The sequence below is a fragment of the Deinococcus misasensis DSM 22328 genome, assembly GCF_000745915.1.
In the GTDB taxonomy this organism is placed as follows: Bacteria; Deinococcota; Deinococci; order Deinococcales; family Deinococcaceae; genus Deinococcus_C; species Deinococcus_C misasensis.
Genome location: NZ_JQKG01000006.1, coordinates 52,243 through 66,754, shown reverse-complemented (window position 1 = coordinate 66,754; position 14,512 = coordinate 52,243). Strand labels below are relative to the sequence as shown.

The 14,512-nt window shown below is 55.1% G+C and carries 13 protein-coding genes and 1 pseudogene; 1 reads left to right on the top strand and 13 read right to left on the bottom strand.

Annotation, left to right across the window (positions count from 1 at the left end):
• Window positions 1–18: 18 nt before the first annotated feature.
• From rpiA to Q371_RS06380, 13 genes and pseudogenes are all read right to left on the bottom strand, one after another.
• Window positions 19–708 (bottom strand): ribose 5-phosphate isomerase A, encoded by a 690-nt coding sequence (rpiA, locus tag Q371_RS06440; protein ID WP_034337782.1) that lies wholly within the window; start codon window positions 706–708, stop codon window positions 19–21.
• The gene (prxQ, locus tag Q371_RS06435; protein WP_342668499.1) at window positions 705–1,187 is read right to left on the bottom strand and encodes a thioredoxin-dependent peroxiredoxin PrxQ; all 483 of its coding nucleotides are present in this window, start codon (window positions 1,185–1,187) and stop codon (window positions 705–707) included. Before prxQ ends, rpiA begins: the two co-directional genes overlap by 4 nt.
• Window positions 1,188–1,994: 807 nt before the next feature.
• A pseudogene (locus Q371_RS28200) lies at window positions 1,995–2,453 on the bottom strand (alpha-galactosidase); the annotation flags it as partial.
• A 499-nt stretch (window positions 2,454–2,952) separates the two neighbouring features.
• Window positions 2,953–4,257 (bottom strand): ABC transporter substrate-binding protein, encoded by a 1,305-nt coding sequence (locus Q371_RS06425; protein ID WP_034337775.1) that lies wholly within the window; start codon window positions 4,255–4,257, stop codon window positions 2,953–2,955.
• Window positions 4,258–4,368: 111 nt separating this feature from the next.
• The gene (locus Q371_RS06420) at window positions 4,369–5,271 is read right to left on the bottom strand and encodes a carbohydrate ABC transporter permease (RefSeq protein WP_034337771.1); all 903 of its coding nucleotides are present in this window, start codon (window positions 5,269–5,271) and stop codon (window positions 4,369–4,371) included.
• Between the two features lie 13 nt (window positions 5,272–5,284).
• Window positions 5,285–6,208, bottom strand: coding sequence for a carbohydrate ABC transporter permease (locus Q371_RS06415; RefSeq protein ID WP_084571273.1), 924 nt, complete (start codon window positions 6,206–6,208; stop codon window positions 5,285–5,287).
• Window positions 6,209–6,308: 100 nt separating this feature from the next.
• Entirely contained in the window at window positions 6,309–7,325 is a 1,017-nt protein-coding gene (locus tag Q371_RS06410; protein ID WP_034337768.1) for a LacI family DNA-binding transcriptional regulator, read from the bottom strand.
• 218 nt (window positions 7,326–7,543) lie between these two features.
• Window positions 7,544–8,272, bottom strand: a complete 729-nt coding sequence (locus Q371_RS06405; RefSeq protein WP_034337766.1) for an ABC transporter ATP-binding protein — start codon at window positions 8,270–8,272, stop codon at window positions 7,544–7,546.
• A 122-nt stretch (window positions 8,273–8,394) separates the two neighbouring features.
• Window positions 8,395–8,922, bottom strand: a complete 528-nt coding sequence (locus Q371_RS06400; protein WP_034337764.1) for an SRPBCC family protein — start codon at window positions 8,920–8,922, stop codon at window positions 8,395–8,397.
• Window positions 8,923–8,926: 4 nt separating this feature from the next.
• On the bottom strand, window positions 8,927–11,593 hold the full coding sequence (locus Q371_RS06395) for a UvrD-helicase domain-containing protein (RefSeq protein WP_034337761.1): 2,667 nt from the start codon (window positions 11,591–11,593) through the stop codon (window positions 8,927–8,929).
• Between the two features lie 2 nt (window positions 11,594–11,595).
• Window positions 11,596–12,285: a PIG-L deacetylase family protein gene (locus Q371_RS06390; protein WP_034337758.1), complete on the bottom strand. Its 690-nt coding sequence runs from the start codon at window positions 12,283–12,285 to the stop codon at window positions 11,596–11,598.
• 289 nt (window positions 12,286–12,574) lie between these two features.
• A complete protein-coding gene (locus Q371_RS06385) occupies window positions 12,575–13,393 on the bottom strand; it encodes an RIO1 family regulatory kinase/ATPase domain-containing protein (RefSeq protein WP_034337755.1) in 819 nt (272 codons plus the stop codon).
• Between the two features lie 103 nt (window positions 13,394–13,496).
• Window positions 13,497–13,904, bottom strand: a complete 408-nt coding sequence (locus Q371_RS06380; RefSeq protein ID WP_084571290.1) for a DUF4870 domain-containing protein — start codon at window positions 13,902–13,904, stop codon at window positions 13,497–13,499.
• A gap of 305 nt (window positions 13,905–14,209) precedes the next feature.
• Between Q371_RS06380 and Q371_RS06375 the strand changes: the two genes are divergently transcribed.
• Window positions 14,210–14,491, top strand: coding sequence for an HU family DNA-binding protein (locus Q371_RS06375; RefSeq protein ID WP_084571271.1), 282 nt, complete (start codon window positions 14,210–14,212; stop codon window positions 14,489–14,491).
• The last annotated feature ends 21 nt before the right edge of the window (window positions 14,492–14,512 follow it).

Below are 14,512 nucleotides of genomic sequence, written 5' to 3'. Positions count from 1 at the left end.
GCACTCGGCATAGAGCCTTCAGCCTTCAGCCTTCTGCAAAAAAATCTCCTCCACCCGGTCCTGATGGGCCACAATCGCTCTGGACGCCATGCCCAGAAAAAATCCGGTTTCCACCACCCCGAGGGTGCCTTTGAGGTTGCGCTCCAGCGTGACTGGATCGGGATTCTCAAACCAGAGGTCTGCAATGAAGTTGCCGTTGTCGGTGACCAGCAATTCGCCGTTTTTCTCTCGCAGTTTGGGGTTGCCGTACTGCTCAAGGCGTTTCAGGGTGCTCTGGACCCCAAACTGGACCACCTCGACGGGAACGGGTGCTTTCTGGCCCAAGTGGGACACCAGTTTGGTGTGATCGGCAATCACGATGAAGGTTTTGGCCTGAATTTCCACCACTTTTTCGCGCAGCAGGGCAGCCCCGAGGCCTTTGATCAGGTTCAACTCTGGGGAAATCTCGTCTGCACCGTCAATGGCAACGTCCAGAGGGGTGGGATCAAGGTCAAGCACGGTGATGCCGTTCTCACGGGCAAGGCGTTCGCTTTCAATGCTGGTCGCCACGGTCACGATGTCTGAGAGTTCCCCTTCACGGAGTTTGCGGGCCAGTTCCAGAATGGCGTATTTGGCTGTGGAACCCGTTCCCAAGCCCACCCGCATGCCGCTCTGGATGTAACCGACGGCCTTGATGGCGGCCTGCTCTTTGAGGGCCTCAAGGCTCATTTGGATTTCTTCTCCATGTCTTTCTGGATGGTCTTCAGAACGCTCTCGGCATGCCCATCCACCTTGACGGCATACCACGCCTTAACGACGTTCCCCTCGGGGTCAATCACAAAGGTGGTGCGTTTGATGCCTTCAGAAATGTTGCCATACATGTTCTTGGTGCCCCAAGCCCCAATGCTGGTGATGTATTCGCCAGAGAGGTCAGAGAGCAGGGGGAAAGGCAGGCTGAATTTCTCTGCAAAGGCTGCGTGGCTGTCCTGATCGTCTTTGCTCAGGCCCAGCACCTGCACCCCGAGGTTTTTCAGTTCAAGGTTGTCCCGGAAATCACAGGCTTCTTTGGTGCATCCGGGGGTGTCGTCTTTGGGGTACACATAGAGCACCACATACTTGCCCCGGTAATCGGTCAGTTTGTGGGTTTTTCCCGCTTGGTCCTGCAATGCAAATTCCGGCATGGGCTGTTGGGCTTCAAGTTTTGTCACATGAATAGGTATACCACGCCTGTGGAGACAAAGCGCCGAGAGCCCAGAGCCCAGTGCCGAGGGCTTTGGTATTGCATTTCCTCTCCAGAAGCAACCTTGCTTCATCAAACATGAGCAAAAGCTTTTGTTGCTCTCGGCCCTCGGCTCTCGGCAATCTGTTTTATCCTCGGCTCTCGGCCATCACACAGGCTCCAGCACCCTTTCCATCCGGCTTCCATGGGGCACAATCCCATCCTGCATCTCTTCGGTCAGATTGAAGGTGACCGTGTGATAATGGGTGGGTGCCACACCAAAACGCCGGTTCAAGGTGCTGGGCAGGTCTCTGGGCCGAAATATCAAAGCTTCCCTGAGGAGGTCGAGGTCCGGTTCTTCCAGCAGCATCAAAGGATCACTGGAGGCAAGAAGGCCACCACACACCTGCAACAGCCTCAGGAGGGATTCGCGTTCCCGGTCCGAAAGCAGGCTGAGTTTCTGGCGGGCCAACATCACATCTGGATCCGGCATGTACCAGTGGTGCTGGTAAAAGCGGCTCAGGCAGGTTTGCAAGGTGCCTTTCAATGAGGGGGTGCTCTCGTCCCTCACCCACTGCCTGCGGGCAGACTCGTCCCAGAAAGGGGTGACATCCGGTCCGATGCGCATGGCCTCCACCAGACCCACACTCTGGGCCAGAGGGGCTCCGCACCCGAGGATGAAGGCATCTGGCGCACCTTTTTTGAAGGCTGCCAGTCCGTTGCGGTAGGCCTCGGTTCTGCTGGTGCCGTTTTGCCTGACACCCGGAAGCGCTCCAGCAAAGAGGAAATCCAGCTTGAAGTAGGTGTACCCAAAACCCCGGAAAGTGCGGGCCAGATCTTCGAGCCAGTCCAGCACTTCTTGCTGGCTGAGGTCAAGGGCGTAATACACGTTGTCCCAGTTGTCTCCAGCCTCGACCAGTTGACCGTTTTCGTCTTTCAGGAACCACTCGGGATGGGTTTTGAACAGTTCGCTGGTGGGGCTGGCAATGAATGGAGCCATCCACAGGCCAGCTTTGAAACCCAGAGCTTCGATTTTTGCTGGAATGCCCTTGACATCCCCCTGAAAGGCTGGACGGGGAAGCAACCAGTCGCCCAGATCGTTCTGGTAACCGTCATCGAGTTGAAAACAATCGAAGGGAAGCTGCAGGTCACGGGCCAGCTTTGCATTGTCCAGAAAGTCTTTTTCGGTGATGTGGCGGTAATAAGAATACCAGCTGCACCACACCCGGATTGGGGTCCGAGATGGGGACTGCATGTTGCGGGCAAATTCCTGTGAGAGGGCTTCCAGACGCTCAATCGGGTGTTCGGTCCATTCAAAGGCCACTTCCTCTGGGGCGCCGTCCACTTGCAGGGTCAAAGTCACCTGATCCTTTTCGATGCGGGCTTCCCAGCAGGTCACGCTGGTTTTGGCAGACAGGGCAAACCCGATGTAGGCCCCTTTGTCGGTGACCAGAGCAATCAGGTGGTGGCTGCGCCAGTGTCCTGCAGCGTTGGTGGGTGGAAACTGCAGGTCGTAACCCTGTTTCACCAGCACGTCCAGAATTGGGCGCACCTGGGTGTCCGTAAGGTTTCTGAGGTCTGCTGGACTCCAGCTCTGGTATCCGTTCAGGAGGATCTGGTAATCGTCCAGAGGGAGGCTCCAGCTTTTGAAACCGGTGGTCAGTCGTTCGGTGGTCATGCACGCTCCTTGAAGAAAAAAAGGGAAGCCTCTTGCCGAAGGCTCCCCCATGGAAAGGAAGAAGAGAGGTGAGGATTTACTTGAAGAGTTTGTTGACTTTCTCGTTGGCCTCTTTGAGGGCTTCAGCAGCATTGGCCTTGCCGAGATACACGTTTTCCAGCGCGGTGGTCATGATCGAGTTGATCTGGCTGGCGTTGTCGGTGATCGGGAACAGGAAGGTGGAGCCTTTGGTCTGGGTCAGTTTGGTGAAGGCGGAGACATCTGCACCGTTCTTCTTGTGGGCTGCCAGAGCGTTGCTCACCCCTTTTTTGGTGGCAGGGAACACCACTCCAAATTTGCCCACTGCGCTTTCGCAGGCTTCAGAGCCGAGGTACTTGACCCATTTCCAGACTTCGTCTTTTTTCTTGCTGCCACTCCAGATGCTGTCTGCAAGGCCGTTGAACATGCTGACGCGTTTTCCAGAGGGACCCACAGGCAGCAGGGCGAAGCCCACATCAAATTTGGCGTTTTCGATGTACCACTTGATCATCCAGCTTCCGTCGGTGGTCATGGCCCCTTTGCCTGCCACAAAGTTGGCGTTGGCACCCAGACCTTTGGTGTCCTTGTAGGGCAGCAGGTAGCCTTTTTTGAGGGCCAGATCGGTAAGCCACTGGATGGTTTCAGCCAGTTTGGGATCATCGTAATAGTATTTGGTGGCGTACAGGCCATCGTTGAACTTGAAGCCGTTGGAGACCGCCAGCCAGCTCCAGCCGGTCTGTCCGTAGGGGTTGGGGTCCCAGGGGTTGATCAGGCCGTACTGCTTCACTTTGCTCTTGTCGAAGCCCTTGGAGAGGCCGTTGTTGCCGTTCTGGTCAAGGGTCAGCTGGGCGACCAGTTTCTCAAAGGTGCCTCCATCTTTGGGGTTCCACTTGAGGTTGGACAGGGCTTTGGGATCGATCCCGGCTTTTTTCAGCATGTCCTTGTTGTAGATGATGGCCACGGTGTCCCAGTCTTTGGGCAGACCATACTGCTTCCCGTCCCTGCCCCACAGGGTGTACAGGCCTTCCAGATAGATGTCTTTCACACCGTCTTTTTTGATGTAAGGGGCGATGTCCACAATCTGGCCGTTCAGGGCGAACTCGGGGTACTTGGAGAGGTGGTTGGTGAACACATCAGGGGCGGTACCTGCCACAAACCCGGTGGTGATGCCGGTCCAGTAATCGTCCCAGCCTTTCTGGGTGATTTTGATGCTGATGTCAGGGTTGAGTTTCTGAAAGTCTCTGGCGCACTGCTGGTAAGCGGGAAGCTGACTGCTGTCCCAGAGCCAGTAATCCACCGTGGTGGCGGCGTGTGCGCTAGAGGTGAGGGCCAGAATGCTGCTGATGGTCACGAACTTTTTCATGCTTTCCTCCGGGTGTTCTTTTGCCTTTTTGGGGCGTGTTGTGTCTCCATCCAAGGGCTTGCACCACTTGAACACTGAAACCTTTGTTTGGGATGGCTCTGGTGTGGGGCTCTATTTGCCGCCACTGAAGGCGAGGGATTCGATGACCCGTTTGCCCATCACCACCAGCAGGATGAACACAGGAATGATGGAGAGAAAGGCTCCGGCCATCAGGCCTGTCCAGTCGGGTGAACCTTGTGGGGTCTGGGTCTGGAACTGTTGCAGGGCGACAGGCAGGGTGTACACACCCTCGTCTTTGCCGATCAGGTAAGGCCAGAAGAACTCGTTCCACATGCCAATGGTGGTGAGGATGCCCAGTGTTGCCAGAGGCCCCTGACTCATGGGGAGGACGATTTTCCAGAAGATCATGAAGGGGGATGCACCATCGAGCAGGGCGGCTTCTTCGGTTTCACGGGGAATGGAGAGGAAAAACTGCCTCAGGAAGAACACCGCGAAGGGGGTCATCAGGATGTAGGGGGCGACCATGCCTTGCATGGTGTTGAGCCACCCGAGGTTCTTGATGGTGATGAAGTTGGGGATGAACAGCACAATGCCGGGGATCATCATGGCGCTCAGGAACAGGGTGAAGATCTGGTCCCTGAAGGGGAATTTCAGTCGAGCGAAAGCATATGCAGCCAGAGCGGAGAAGAAGGTCTGTCCCAGCACGATCAGTCCGGTGAACACCACCGAGTTCTTGATGGCCTTGAGGAAATTCACACTCTGGCCCGAGCCTCCGGCCTTGAGGGCTTCTTCGGCGCTCACCATGCCCAGCACCCGTTTGAAGTTGTCCAGCGTGGGTTCGGAGGGCAGGATTCTGGAGGCCCCTTCAAAGAGGGTGGTGCTGGAACTCAGGGCGGTCTTCAGCACAATCCAGATGGGGAAAATGGACAGCAGGATCACGAGGGTGATGCCAAACCAGGCGAAAAACCTGTCCCATTCGAATCGCTTGTGAGGTTTTGCAGTTTGCACGGTCATGTGGGTTCCTTTCTCAGGCCAGATCCGACTGGTCGGCGCGGAAGAATTTGAGTTGCAGGAGGGTGAAAATGATCAGGATGGCGAACAGCACCATGCTCATGGCGGTGGCGTAGCCCATCTTGAAGAAAGCAAAACCGTTTTCGTAGATGTAGTACACCAGCACCTTGGTGGCATCTGCAGGTCCGCCGTTGGTGGCCACAGCCACGGTGTCAAAAATCTGGAAAGATCCGATGATGGAGGTCACGGCCACAAAAACCGTCACAGGTCTAAGAAGGGGCAGGGTGATCCTCCAGAAGGTCTGGTTTTCGCTGGCTCCGTCGATTTTGGCAGCCTCATACACACTGCGGGGGATGCTCTGGAGTCCGGCGTAGAACAAGAGGGCAGTGAATCCAGCATGCCTCCAGATGTTCACAAAAGCCACGGTGGGAAGCGCCTGATCGGTGGACACGAAAAAGTCCTGTTTTGGCAGGCCCAGAGCTTGCAACCCGGCATTGACAATGCCCAGAGAAGGGTCCAGCAGCCACAGGAACACCAGAGCCACCAGCACGTTGGACAGCAGGTAAGGCAGAATCATCAGGCCCCGAATGACGGTGCTTTTGACCACCCGGTCCATGGCCACGGCCAGCAAAATCCCCAAGAGGGTCTGGATGGGAATGTTGAGCAAAACGTATTTGAAAGTGATCCACAAGGCATTCCAGAATTTTTCGTCCTGGAAAACCTGCAGGTAATTCTCAAAACCCACGAAGGTGGGTTCCCGGAGCATGTTCCAGTCGGTGAAACTGATCCACAGTCCCCGGATGGCCGGATACAGGTAGAACAGCACAAATCCAATGAAGGCAGGCAACACAAACAAAAGGCCGGTGATGGCTTCCTGCCGGACACTGCGGTTGACCGTTCTGAAAACGGTGGGCTCGGGGGTGGCTTCGCTGGGGTTCATGGTCTCCTCCTCGGGTTGATCGATCAACCAAGTGGTCCAAAAATAAGTTGATCGATCAACTTGGCAATCCATCAACAGGCAGATCAAACAGGTCAGGGATTCAGGACGACTGGCGGACGCTCAGGGTCACAGGAAGCCAGAGGTGATCCTGCACTTCCTCTCCATCAATCATGGCCAGCAGGGCATCGATGGCCCGGTCCACCATTTCGATGTATGGCACATGCACGGTGGTCAGGGTGGGATGGGTGTACTGGGAAAACTCGATGTCATCGAAACCGGTGATGGCCACCTCCTGAGGCACGGATATGCCAGCCTCAAGCGCAGCATGCAACAAACCTATGGCCATTCTGTCGTTGGCGGCCAGAATCGCATCTGGGCGCGGGTTGAGGTTCCAGAGTTGCGAGAAAGCCTTCTTTCCACTCTCGAAAGACCAGTCTCCAAAACACAGGTGTTCCTCTGAAGCCAGAGCACCCTGTGCTTTTGCGGCTTCCAGAAAACTGCTCAGGCGCAACTCTCCAGACTGGGTGTGGTCTTCCCTGCGTCCAGCCACAAAGGCCAGACGCTTGCGACCTCTGGAGGTGAGGTGCTCCACCAGCAAACGCATTCCATCGGCATATTGAGGCATGAAGGACGGCAAATCGGTGCTTTCCTCAAAGCGGTCATAGAGCACCACCGGACGTTGCCAGTGGGAAATTTCCTCGATGATCGACTGGGGAATGCTGGGGCTCAGGAAAATCAGGCCATCCAGTCTCCCCTGCGACAGGTGGATTTTGAGTTCTTCAAAATCTGCCGGGTTTTCACGGAACACATGGTAGGTGAGCAGGCTGTAATTGGCCTGTTTAGCAGCTTTCGAAACTGCAGCTTGAATCATGTTGCGGTAGGGGTCCTGCAGGTCGAAATCTGCGACCTCGTAGAACACGCAACCCAGAGTCATGGATTTCTGCTGGCGCAAAACCCGTGCCGTGAAGTTGGGCACAAAACCCAGCTCACGGATCACCTGTTCCACCCGTTCACGGGTTTCAGGTTTGACCGCTTTTGTGTTGTTGATGATGTTGGAAACCGTCTGGTAAGACACACCAGCACGTTCCGCAACAGCACGCAAGGTGGCACGGGACACAGCTGCACACTCCTTTGGGTTTATCGGTTGAACGATCAACTTGTTTATAGCAGATCCCTGAAATCAGGTCAATGACCCTGTGGATAGAATGGTCAAATGCAGATCAAAAGACACTGAGCCACGGCCCTCTTTCTCTGCTTTTGTGCATTCGGTTCAGAGTTTCAGGTGTTTCAATTTTTTCGTTTCTTGCGCAATATCCATGTTGGAAAGCCACAGGCTCAAACGCCGACAAACTCCTCAATTTTGGCCCGAGCGTCTGGACTGCTGGTTTCGGTCTCCCCCACAATTTCACCGTCCCGCAAGAACACGATTTTGTCTGCGGCCAGAGCTGCAGCTGGATCGTGGGTGACCATCACCACCGTCCAGCCATCTTCACGCACCCCGGTTTGGAAAATCTCCAGCACCTCCCGACCGTTTTTGCTGTCGAGGTTTCCGGTGGGTTCATCGGCCAGAATCACCGATGGTCGGTTGATCAGGGCTCTGGCAATGGCCACCCGCTGGCGTTGCCCCCCTGAGAGCTCAGAAGGCCGGTTTTTCAGGCGACCAGAGAGGCCCAGACGCTGGGTCAAACCGGGCAAATGCTGGCGGGCTTCTTTGAGTTTTCCAGAGAGGTCAGAGGTGAGCAGAATGTTTTCTTCTGCACTGAGGGTGGGAATCAGTTCGAAGGTCTGAAAAATGAATCCAATGCGATCCCGCCTGAGCAAAGTCAGGGCATCGTCATTCAGGCCTCTGGTTTTCACCCCTGCAAGGGTCACTTCGCCTTCATCCGGGGTGTCCAGCAAACCCAGCAGATTGAGGAGGGTGCTCTTTCCGCTCCCAGAGGGACCCATCACCGCCACAAAACTGCTTTGATGGATTTGCAGGTCGGCTCTTTTCAGTGCGTGCACGGTTTCCACGCCAAGGGTATAACTTTTGCTGAGGCCAGAGGATTGCAAGACGACAGTCATCGGATACCATCATAAACGTGAAAAGCCCCAGAAAGTGCAGGCTGCATTGGACTCTGTCCTCCAATCAAGACCCTCCAAAGCAAAAAAGACCCTTTGCAGGGTCTTGAACACGCTCTGAACACTCAGGCTTTCTTTTTCTTCTTTTTGCGTTCTTCACGCTGTTTTTTGGCAATGTCCTGAGCAGCTTCTTCCATGGCTCCAGCCGTGGAAGAGTCCACTGCCCGCTGCAGTTCCAGCAGGGTTTCTGCAAAAAGGCCCTGCACCATGCGCTCAATGCCACGGCGCACAAATTTGAACCTCGGGACCACCGTGAACGTGAAGGTGACTTCTGCGCCACCAGGCATGGGTTTGAAAGACCACTGCTGGCTCATTTTTTCAATGAGGCCAAAAGGGCGAAGGCTCTCCAGAGACAGACGGTTTGGACCTTGCAGGTGTGTGATTTTGGTCTGGAAGGCCATGCCGCCATACTTCCACTGCAGCAAGCCTTTCATTTTGGAACCCACCTGCAATTTTTCTTCACCGTCGTACTGGAATTTTCGCAGGGATTTGTCCCAGCGCATGCGTTTCTTGGGGTCACCCACCAGACGGAACAACACATCTGGACGGGAACGAATGGGAAAGCTCTGTTTGAACTGGATCGGGTCCTGCATTGCACTACCAGTCTACTGGATTTTTCGCTGCTGCCGTGGGACTCGCGTCCAGATTCTGCATGGCCAGATCCAGAACTTCTTCAGGAACGTCCTGAACCTGACCCAGAGCCAGAAACACCAACCTGACTTTCAGGGGGGTGCAGTCTGGTCTGGCCCGCCTGACGGCTTCACGGTAAACCGCCAGCTGGGGGGCGTAATGGTGCACCGCTTGCCCCAGGTCCTCTGGGGCCAGAAAATCGGTCTTGTAATCTTCCAGAATCCAACCCTCTGGGGTTTGAAACAGCCGGTCAATGACCCCGTTCCATGTGACCTCCCCTTGCCGAAAAGCGAATGGCACTTCTGCAAGGTCTTCCAGTCTGGAAGTCCGGTCTGGGGACAGAGCATGATGGGTTTGCAGCATCTGTTGCACGGTTTCCAGAATGGAGCGGGTTTCATCGGGATTGTAAGGCCTGAGGATTTGCTGGGTTTTCAGGCGACCCATGTCCTGCACCTCAAGGTCAAAGGCAATGGCGTAATGGGTCAGGAGGCCCACCACCTTGCCGAACTCCGGGATGTCCTGCCCCGGCGGATTTGTGGTTTTCAGCATTTCCCGGTTGCGCGTGGGGGCAAGCACCATCAGAGGCGGAGGATCCACCCGGGCGGTGGCAAAATCTGCATCCAGCAGCAACTCTGGGGTTTGGACCTCCACCTCCTGAGCAGGTGTGGCCTTGCCTGTGTGAAGCAGGCGCACATCAGGCCGTTGCTGGTTGTACAAGAACTCCAACTGGAGCAACCATCCCTGTGCTTGCCCAGTCCCTCCCATGGACCCCGTCAGGATCAGGTAGTTGCGTGCACGGGTGAGGGCCACGTAAAGCAAGCGCAAATCCTCTCCCTCACGCCTGCGTTGCCAGTGCAAACGGATGCGTTCAAAAGCTTCGGTGTCTTTGAGGATCACCTCATGGGACTCGGGGTCCACCAGCACCCGACCCGAGCGGTCTCTGGGATCGTCGGACAGGTCAAACAGCACAGTGATGGGGAATTCCAGTCCCTTGGCAGCATGCACCGTCATGATCCGAACTGCACCCGAGCCACTGACCGGTTCATCCGGGTCGTTGCCGCCTTCGGCAGCCAACTTGAGGAACCGGGCGGCTCTGGCAGCATCTTCAAATCCGCGTTCGGTCAGGTCGCGCAGCAGACCTTCCAGATTGCTTCTGGCCTCTGGAGAAGCTGCGTCAATAGGAAACACCCCCAGAGCCCAGCGCAGGAAAGCCACAGGCTGTCTGGGCGCAGCCCGAATGCCTTCCAGCATCTCCAGCAACTCAGGGTGGCGCTCCAGATAGGTGTCCGTGGTGTCCAGAGGTGTGGGAGCAGGCACATTGAGGGGCGGAATTTGCCCGAGGCGGGCCAGATCCAGCAAAGACGGGTGGTATTCTGCGCGGATTCTGAGGAGCAGTCCAGCATCCAGAATCTCTGGGCGGGCGTAATAGTTTTTACCGCGTCCCAGCACAAAAGGCACCCCAAACTGCTTGAGGGCAGGTTCAAGGTACCGCAAACTGGTTCGGCGACGCACCAGAATCACCATGTCTTCCCATGGGGTCCCTCTGGCATAGATGCGACGCAACCGCAAAGCCAGATCTTCGGCCTCCTGCTTGCGGGCCAGGGCAATGCTGTCTGCTCGGGTCAAGCGCACCTCGATGGGCGTGGTCAGATCTTCGGTGTGGGCAGAGGTGACTCTGGCAGGCAAACCCAGCTCTTCAAACTCAGGAAAAAACCGCTCTGCCACCTCCGTGAAAATCCGGGCCAGTGTGGGCGGATGCCGGTAAGAAACAGTCAGGGGGGTCAGTTGCTCTGCATTCTGGTAAAGCTCCAGAAAAGCGTTCACATCTGCGTTCCTGAACGCGTAAATGCTCTGCTTGGCATCTCCCACCAGATCCACCAGAGGAATTTTCAGGGCATGCACAATGCGGGCCTGCAACGGGCTCACATCCTGAAACTCATCGATGAACACCCGCTTGAAGCGCTCATGGACCCTCTGGAGCATGTCCGGCGACTGGGTGAGCCTGTGTGCCCACTCCTCCACATCGTCAGGATCAAGGACCCGACCTGCCTGCCGTTCTCTGGTGCGTTTGGCAGCCTCCTGATACAGTTCCAGCAATTCCCTTTCCAGCACCCCATACGCCTGAAACGGAGAATAGGCCCGCTGCTTTCGCAACTCGATCAAGGTCCTGAGGGTCTCGTCGGTGCCCCACTGGGCCACCAGAGGCACCCCGGAAGACATCGGTACCGACACCGCTTCAGCAATCACCTCAAAGCAAGCCTCCTGAAACAGCAGGTGGCTTTCCAGTTCATCCTGCGCAGCAAAATCAGGATCCAGCCCGAGTCCGGGTGCATTCAGTCTCAGTAGGGTTCGAAAAAAGCCATGCAAGGTGGTGATGGTGGCTCCACGCAGCTCAGAGAGGGCTTCCAGATACAACTTTCGGTCTCTGGACACCACATCCAGATGCTTGCCCTTCTCGATGATTTCACGCAGGGCCATCTCCAGACGCAACCGCAAATCCGCTGCCCCAGAGCGTGTGAAGGTCACAATGGCCGTGCGCCTTAAGGGGGTTTGAGGAAGGCTCAGCAAAACTTCTCTCACCAGAGAGGTGGTCTTGCCGGTCCCTGCACTTGCAGACCGTGCCCGAATGCGCATGCTCACCTTAAAAAGTCATGGGCTGGCGCATGCACCCTGCGGATGGTGAATTTTTCAGCATAAGGCACACCCGATTCCTGTCCCTGACGCTTGAACTCTGCTTCGAACGCCTCATTGGGATAATTCCACTGGTAGAAATCCCGGTAAAAAGCAAAGAGCTTCAATTTGCTGTCCATGTGGGCTGTCACATCCACATGCACCACCGGGAAAGAAGCATGCTGGGTGTGGTACTGGTAAAACGTGATGGCTTTGCGGTGGGCTTCCAGCGTGTCCGTCATGCCTTCATTGATGATTTTGGGAATGCGGGCCAGCGTCAGGGCATCAAATGCAATCTTGGCCGTCATCCGGTGATCCGGGTGGGGGCTGAAATCGTCCCAGGTGATCACGGCATCGGGCTTGAACTCCGAATAGAGACGTGCCAACTGCAACGCTTCTTCGCGGCTACCGGTCATGCGGGAATCCCCCATGTCCAAAAACCGGAACTCACAGCCAATTTCCTCGGCGACCAGAGCCCCGTGTTGCCTGCGAATGGCGCGCACCTCTTCAAAGCTTTTGTCGATGTACTGGCTGGCCATTTCTCCATAGGTGGTCCAGACCAGCATCACCCGGTCTCCCCTTTGCAGGTGTTTTTTGAGGGTTCCAACACACCAGAGTTCGTCATCAGGATGGGCAAAGACGGCAAGAAGGTTCATCAGGGGTATTTTACTGCTTTCAGCAAAAGTGAGTTAAACTCACTTTTGCTTGAGCAAAGCGAATAGAAAGGTCAGGACAGCCCATTAAGGTTTAAACAACTTCTGCTGAAATCAGTAACGCAAGGACCATGGGCCGAGAGCCGAGAGCCGAGAGCATCATCGGCTGCGCATCAGAAATGATCAAGGGAAACGTCTGTGGCCCCAAATGCCATAGCCAAAGCTGTCTTGTGCCTTCAGCATTCGTCGTTCTGCCTTGGATTTTTGTGCCCTCTGCCCTAGGCCCTCGGCTTTATGCCCGCAGTTCCCCTTCAGACAAACCAGAGCGCTTGATGATCTCCTGCAACGCCTCCTCTGGGGTGCATTTGGTGTACTTGCTGAAACTCATGGTCAGGCCCTTCATGTCCTGTTCCATGACCTTGATGGGTTTGGGATGTTCACGCCATTTGATGGTCTGGGGGAAATCGATCAGGACCAGTTCATCGTCGCGCAAGAGCATGTTGTAAGCAGAGTAGTCGCCATGCACATACCCGATCTTGAGAAGACGGGCATAGAGGTTCAGGCTGTCCTCAAAGAGCTTTGCGCCGTCTTTCCATTCCAGACGCACATCACTGACCCTCGGGGCCGGTGCGTCTTCATCTCCGATGAATTCCATCAGAAGCACTTTCCCTGCCACTTCGATGGGCTCTGGAACCGGCAAACCCGCTTCAAAGAGGTCCGAAAGGAACTGAAATTCACTGCTCACCCAACTGGCCTGCTCTGGAGTGATGCCAAACTTTTTGGCGGTGGCCATGGCTTTCTTGGCCTTGTTGTTGGTGATGAAGCGGCCTTCCTGATAAAGTTCATCCCTCTGGAAAGAGCGGATTCGGGCATCCAGATAGAGTTTGGCAGCCAGCAAGCCCTTTTCAGACTCCAGCACATAAATGGTGGCTTCTTTGCCACTGTAATGTTCATAAAGCAACTCCGAGAAAAGACCTTTCTTGTGCAGGTACGCCAGAGCAGGATCGGCAAAGCCCTGATCGGTTTGTTCGGTGGCTTTGCGGTTGGTCTGGGGCTTGCGCTGTTTGCTGCGGTATTTCTCGTGGGGCGAATCAATGGGTTTCCTGGGCATTCACGAACAGTGTAGCAGAGGGAACTTGCCGGACACTGTGGGATTCCCTGAAAGAACAAAAAAAACAGCGACCCAAAGGCCGCCATTTTGAGAATTCAGGATTTTATTGCAGGAAACGGATGGTGTAAGGGTAACGGTAAAGGTTGCCCTTGTTGGCCTCTGCAACACCGATGAAGGTGGGCACCAGAGACAGCAACCACACCACGCCCATCACAGGAAGGGCTACCAAAACACCCAGACCCAGCGTCACCAGACTGAAGATGCCAGCAATCACGCCAGCAGCCCACAGGTAAATGGTCACAGAAATCTGAAAGTTCAGGACTTCCTTGCCCTGTTCATCGAGGGTTTTGTCACGGTCACGGAAGATCAACCAGGCCACCAGAGCCCCAATCACGTTTCCAAGGCTGGGCAAAATGAAAGCAGCAAGGGCCGAAAGGTGCTGGATGATGGCATAAGTCTGGTTTTCTCTGGTCAAGACACCCTGAGGGGCGTCCAAATTGGGTTGTTTCATGAAGTCACTCATGCCTTAAGATACGCAGGACCTTTTGAAAAAGTTCCAGAAGCATTTTGGCCAGTGTTCCACAACCAGTAACACGAGGGTTTTGCTGTTCAGGACAGATGATTCTCAAATCCAATAAATTCTAAATCAAGAGAAAACCTGTCTGGAACAGCATTTACAGAATTTTGAAGTTTAAAAGTGGCCTCCCATTTTTACATGAAATCCGTTTTTTGACCACCCATAGCCTAAATTTGAAATTTGTGCTATGTTTAGCCCGCAGCGTCAAACGCTGGAAATTACGTCAAGGAGTACCTCTCATGGCTGAAAAAATTGCCAAAACCCAACTGATCGACATCGTCGCCAGCAAGACCAAACTCAGCAAAAAGGACGCCGGAGAAGCCATTTCTGTTGCTCTGGACGCCATCATTGAATCCCTCAAAGAAGGCAAAAGCGTGGGCCTGCCCGGACTGGGCACCCTGTCCGTGACCGCCACCAAAGAGCGTCAGGGCGTGCGTCCCGGCACCAAAGAGCGCATCACCATTCCCTCCGGGAAGAAGATCCGCTTCAAAGTGGCCACCACCCTCAAAGACGAACTCTAAGATTTTGTGATTGTCAGGAAC

Bases quoted from the DNA above. Each gene is read 5' to 3' on its own strand.
- rpiA (WP_034337782.1), bottom strand. From the start codon at position 708: ATGAGCCTTGAGGCCCTCAAAGAGCAGGCCGCCATCAAGGCCGTCGGT.
- Q371_RS06375 (WP_084571271.1), top strand. From the start codon at position 14,210: ATGGCTGAAAAAATTGCCAAAACCCAACTGATCGACATCGTCGCCAGC.
- Q371_RS06420 (WP_034337771.1), bottom strand. From the start codon at position 5,271: ATGACCGTGCAAACTGCAAAACCTCACAAGCGATTCGAATGGGACAGG.
- Q371_RS06390 (WP_034337758.1), bottom strand. From the start codon at position 12,285: ATGAACCTTCTTGCCGTCTTTGCCCATCCTGATGACGAACTCTGGTGT.
- Q371_RS06380 (WP_084571290.1), bottom strand. From the start codon at position 13,904: ATGAAACAACCCAATTTGGACGCCCCTCAGGGTGTCTTGACCAGAGAA.
- Q371_RS06405 (WP_034337766.1), bottom strand. From the start codon at position 8,272: ATGACTGTCGTCTTGCAATCCTCTGGCCTCAGCAAAAGTTATACCCTT.
- Q371_RS06385 (WP_034337755.1), bottom strand. From the start codon at position 13,393: ATGCCCAGGAAACCCATTGATTCGCCCCACGAGAAATACCGCAGCAAA.
- Q371_RS06425 (WP_034337775.1), bottom strand. From the start codon at position 4,257: ATGAAAAAGTTCGTGACCATCAGCAGCATTCTGGCCCTCACCTCTAGC.
- Q371_RS06395 (WP_034337761.1), bottom strand. From the start codon at position 11,593: ATGCGCATTCGGGCACGGTCTGCAAGTGCAGGGACCGGCAAGACCACC.
- Q371_RS06400 (WP_034337764.1), bottom strand. From the start codon at position 8,922: ATGCAGGACCCGATCCAGTTCAAACAGAGCTTTCCCATTCGTTCCCGT.
- Q371_RS06415 (WP_084571273.1), bottom strand. From the start codon at position 6,208: ATGAACCCCAGCGAAGCCACCCCCGAGCCCACCGTTTTCAGAACGGTC.